This is a genomic window from Ferrovibrio sp., assembly GCF_029255545.1.
Taxonomy (GTDB): domain Bacteria; phylum Pseudomonadota; class Alphaproteobacteria; order Ferrovibrionales; family Ferrovibrionaceae; genus Ferrovibrio.
Map to the genome: position 1 here is coordinate 1 of NZ_JANLJJ010000075.1, position 4,053 is coordinate 4,053.

A 4,053-nucleotide genomic window follows, 5' to 3' on the forward strand; every position below is an offset into this window, starting at 1 on the left:
ATCGGCGCGGCGCCGCGCCAGCGCGGCAGCAGCGAGGCATGCAGGTTGAAGCAGCCCAGTTTCGGCGCATCCAGCACCGGCCTGGGCAGCAGCAGGCCATAGGCCACCACCACGGCGGCATCGGCCTGCCATGCGGCGAATTCGGCCTGCGCCTCAGGCGTCTTCAGGCTCACCGGATGGCGCACGATCAGGCCGTGCCGTTCGGCGCAGGCCTGCACCGGCGCAGGCGTCAGCTTCTGGCCGCGTCCGGCCGGGCGCGGCGGCTGGCTGTAGACGGCAACGATCTCGTCGCCGTTGGCGATGAAGGCTTCCAGCACCGGCACGGCAAAATCCGGCGTGCCCATGAAAACCAGACGCAGGGTCATGCGCTGAACCGGCTCAGCCGGCTTCGGCGAGGCGCTTCTGCTTCAGCAGCTTGCGCAGGATCATGTTGCGCTTCAGCGCCGAGAGGTGATCGACGAACAGGATGCCGTCCAGGTGATCCATCTCGTGCTGCAGGCAGACGGCCAGCAGGCCATCGGCCTGCATTTCCTTTTTCTCGCCGTGGTAATCCAGGTATTCGATCTTCACCTCGGCCGGGCGCGCCACTTCGGCATACTGCTCGGGCAGCGACAGGCAGCCCTCCTCGTAGACCTTGTCGTCATCCGACAGCCAGGTGAATTCCGGGTTGATGATGTAAAGCGGCTGCTTGTCCTCGCCCTCGCGCGACACGTCGATCACCAGCATGCGCTTCTGGATCCCGACCTGGATGGCGGCCAGGCCGATGCCCGGCGCGGCATACATGGTCTCCAGCATGTCGTCGAGCTGCTGGCGCACCTCGTCGGTCACCGCCTCGACGGGGGTCGAGACGGCTTCCAGCCGGGGGTCCGGGGCGGTGATGATCGGCAGAAGGGCCATAAATCGGTTCCGTAATAATCGGGGCGTCATAGGGCGCGGGCTGGCTCTCCGTCAAGCCCGCTGTTATGTAACAGTCATGCCGATGGATATAATGTCGATTCTCGGAATCGCCAGCATTGCCGGCCTGGCGATCATCCTGATTTTGCTGGTTGTTCTGCTGCGCCGGGGTGCCGGGGCGGGCGATCAGGCCGCCCTGGTGGCCGAATTGCGCGACCAGGTCGACCAGGCCCGCGACGAGGCCGCAAGCGCCCAGGCCGCCCGGCTGGAGGCCGAACGGCAGGCCGCCGGCCTGCGCAGCGAACTCGCCGTGAAGACCCAGGCCTTCGAGAAGCTGGCCGAAACCGCCACCCAGGCCGCCCGGGCCGCTGCCGTGGAATCCGCCGCCCAGCTGTCCAACAAGCTGCTGGCCGACCACAAGCGCGAGGCCGAGGCCCAGAAGGAAGAGGGCGAAAAGCGGGTCAAGCAGGTGACCGAGGGGCTGGCCCAGCAATTCCTGACCGTGACCGAGACGGTCACCCGCCTGCACCAGCAGGTCGGCGACAGCCGCAAGAGCATCGACACCGTTTACCGCGCCCTGTCGCATCCCGGCGGCGCCGGCCGATTGGCCGAGATCGGGCTGGAGAATGTGCTGAAGGCCTTTGGCCTGCAGCCGGGCCTGGATTTCATCATCCAGTATCATGCCGCCGGCGACGGCGAGCGCGGCAACCTGCGCCCCGACGCGGTGGTGTTCCTGCCCGGCGATGCCGTGCTGGTGATCGATTCCAAGGCCTCCAAGCTGCTGCTCGACCATGCCGAGGCCGAGGACGAGGTGGCTGAGGCCGCCGCGCTGGCCCAGCTGGCCCAGCGCATGGCGCTGCATCTGCGTGCGCTCAGCGCCAAGGATTACGGCAATGCCGTGCTGGCCACCTATCGTGAGCTGAAGCGCGGCGGCAGCCTGAAGCGCAGCATGATTGCCATGATGCTGCCCAACGACGCCGCTGTGGAGAAGCTGCGCCGCGCCGATCCGGATTTCGAACGCCGCGCCGCGGAAGTCGATATCGTGGTGACCGGGCCTTCGGCTCTGGCGGCGATCATCGCCGTGTCGCGCCTGCAGATCGATGGCGGCAGGCAGATCGAGAATTCCGAAAAGATCATGGAAGTGGTCGGGCAGCTGATCGAGTCGACCGCCACCGCGCTTACGCTGGCCGACAGGGTCGGCCGCGGCCTGCAGCAGGCCACCGAGCAGTTCGAGGCGTTCAGCCGCTCGGTCAATGCCCGGCTGCTGCCACGCATCCGCAAGCTGACCCAGCTTGGCATCCGGTCCCCCAAGGCGCCGGCAGCTTTGCCCAGTTTCCAGGTCAGCGTGCAGCGCGCCGATGTGATCGAGGCCGATGCCGAAGACGTGACGCCGCAATTGCCCGGCCTGAATGACGGGACCGGAAAGTGATGACCCAGGCCGCGACGGGCGCCCCGCTCAATGGCGAGAACGGCAACGGCAATGGCGAGGCGCCGCGCAAGGTGAGCGAGATCGTCGCCGCGCTCTGCGCCGGTGATCCGGAAGACCGCATCACGCTGCATGATCTGATCCATGCCTTCGGGTTGCGCGCCTTCGGTCTGGCCATACTGGTTTTCGCTTTGCCCAACGGCATTCCGGCGCCGATCGCGCCGGGTCTTTCCGCCGTGCTGGGCGCGCCGCTGGTGCTGCTGGCGGCGCAGATGCTGTTCGGCCTGGATCACCCGTGGTTTCCCGAAAGCTGGGGCGCACGCAGTTTCCGCCGCGCCGAGGTCGCCAAATTGCTGCGGCCGGCGCTGCCGGTGCTGGAGCGGATCGAACGCTACGTGAAGCCGCGTTATGCCCATCTGACCAGCCGGCGGGCGCGGCCGCTGCTGGGCGCCGTGGTGCTGTGGAACGCGCTGCTGCTCTCGCTGCCGATCCCGTTCGGCAACCTGCTGCCGGCCTGGGCCATCATCCTCGCCGCCTTCGGCCAGATCGAGCGCGACGGCACGCTGGTGATCGCCAGCCTGGCCGCCAGCGTGGTCGCCACCGGCTGGGTCTGGTTCCTGCTTGATGTCGGCCTCGTGGTGCTGGAGAAGATTTTCGCTTGACTGCCGACGAGATCATCGCAGCCCTTGGCCTGCAGCCGCATCCAGAAGGCGGGCATTACGTCGAGACCTTCCGCGACGCGCCCGGCCCCGACGGGCGCAGCCGCTCAACCGCGATCTATTTTCTGCTCCGCGCCGGCGAGCGGTCGCACTGGCATCGCGTGGATGCCGTCGAGATCTGGCATTTCCATGCCGGCGCGCCGCTGCGTCTGAGCGTCGCCGAGGCGGCCGGAAAGCCGGTGCAGCAGGTCACGCTGGGCCATGGTGTGATCGACGGCCACCGGCCGCAGGGCATCGTGCCGCCGCATCACTGGCAGGCGGCGGAAACGCTGGGCGCGTGGACCCTGGTCGGCTGCACCGTCGCGCCCGGCTTCGATTTCGCCGGCTTCGAACTCGCCCCGCCCGGCTGGGCGCCTTAAGCCTTCTTTCCCCCGCGCAGGTCGCCCGTGCCCAGCACGGCGCCGCCAATGATCAGCGCGCAGGCCAGCAGCACCGGCAGGGTGAGGTCGCCCTGGCCGAACACGATCAACAGCAGCGTGGAGAGCAGCGGGGCCGCATAGGCCATGGTGCCCAGCGCGCGCACGTCGCCGCGTTTCATGCCGTGATCCCAGCAGAAGAAGGCAAGCCCCACCGGGCCAAGGCCCAGGGCAACGATCGCCGCCCATTCGCCCGTCGAGGCCGGCAGGCCGGTGCTCTCGAAAGTGAAATGCCCCAGCCATGACAGCAGCGCCGTGGCAGCGCAGAAGGCGCCCACCGCATCGGTCGGCACGGCGGCGAAACGGCGGCTCAGCACCGAATAGCCCGACCAGGTGAAAGCGCAGGCGAAGGCCGCCGCGTAACCGGCCGCATAGCGCCAGTCGAACCCCAGTTCGCCCTTGCCGGCGATCAGGATCACGGTGCCGCCCAGGCCCAGGGCCGCGCCGGCGAGGTGGAACCAGCGCAGTTTCTCGCCCGGCAGCAAGGCCGAGAACAACACGATCAGCAGCGGCCAGAGATAGTTGATCAGGCTGGCCTCCAGCGGCGGCGCCAGCTTCAGCGCCAGGAAATACAGCGCGTGATAGCCGAACAGGCCAA

At 68.0% G+C, this 4,053-nt stretch carries 6 protein-coding genes; 3 read left to right on the forward strand and 3 right to left on the reverse strand.

The genetic code is table 11. The features are described 5' to 3' along the window. A partial coding sequence (locus Q1J79_RS14650) for a methionyl-tRNA formyltransferase (protein ID WP_300301795.1) occupies positions 1-359 on the reverse strand: 359 nt, incomplete at its 3' end. Positions 360-378: 19 nt separating this feature from the next. Continuing rightward, positions 379-897, reverse strand: coding sequence for a peptide deformylase (def, locus tag Q1J79_RS14655; protein ID WP_300301727.1), 519 nt, complete (start codon positions 895-897; stop codon positions 379-381). A gap of 91 nt (positions 898-988) precedes the next feature. Between def and rmuC the strand changes: the two genes are divergently transcribed. Genes rmuC through Q1J79_RS14670 form a run of 3 tightly spaced genes read left to right on the forward strand, consistent with a single transcriptional unit; the run spans position 989 to position 3,398 of the window. Continuing rightward, entirely contained in the window at positions 989-2,323 is a 1,335-nt protein-coding gene (gene rmuC / locus Q1J79_RS14660; RefSeq protein ID WP_300301730.1) for a DNA recombination protein RmuC, read from the forward strand. Next, the gene (locus Q1J79_RS14665; RefSeq protein ID WP_300301733.1) at positions 2,323-2,982 is read left to right on the forward strand and encodes an exopolysaccharide biosynthesis protein; all 660 of its coding nucleotides are present in this window, start codon (positions 2,323-2,325) and stop codon (positions 2,980-2,982) included. Before rmuC ends, Q1J79_RS14665 begins: the two co-directional genes overlap by 1 nt. Continuing rightward, on the forward strand, positions 2,979-3,398 hold the full coding sequence (locus tag Q1J79_RS14670) for a cupin domain-containing protein (protein ID WP_300301736.1): 420 nt from the start codon (positions 2,979-2,981) through the stop codon (positions 3,396-3,398). The genes Q1J79_RS14665 and Q1J79_RS14670 overlap by 4 nt, the downstream gene beginning before the upstream one ends. Here the strand turns inward: Q1J79_RS14670 and Q1J79_RS14675 are convergent. Beyond that, on the reverse strand, positions 3,395-4,053 hold a 659-nt coding region (locus tag Q1J79_RS14675; protein WP_300301739.1), incomplete at its 5' end, for an EamA family transporter. The genes Q1J79_RS14670 and Q1J79_RS14675 overlap by 4 nt on opposite strands.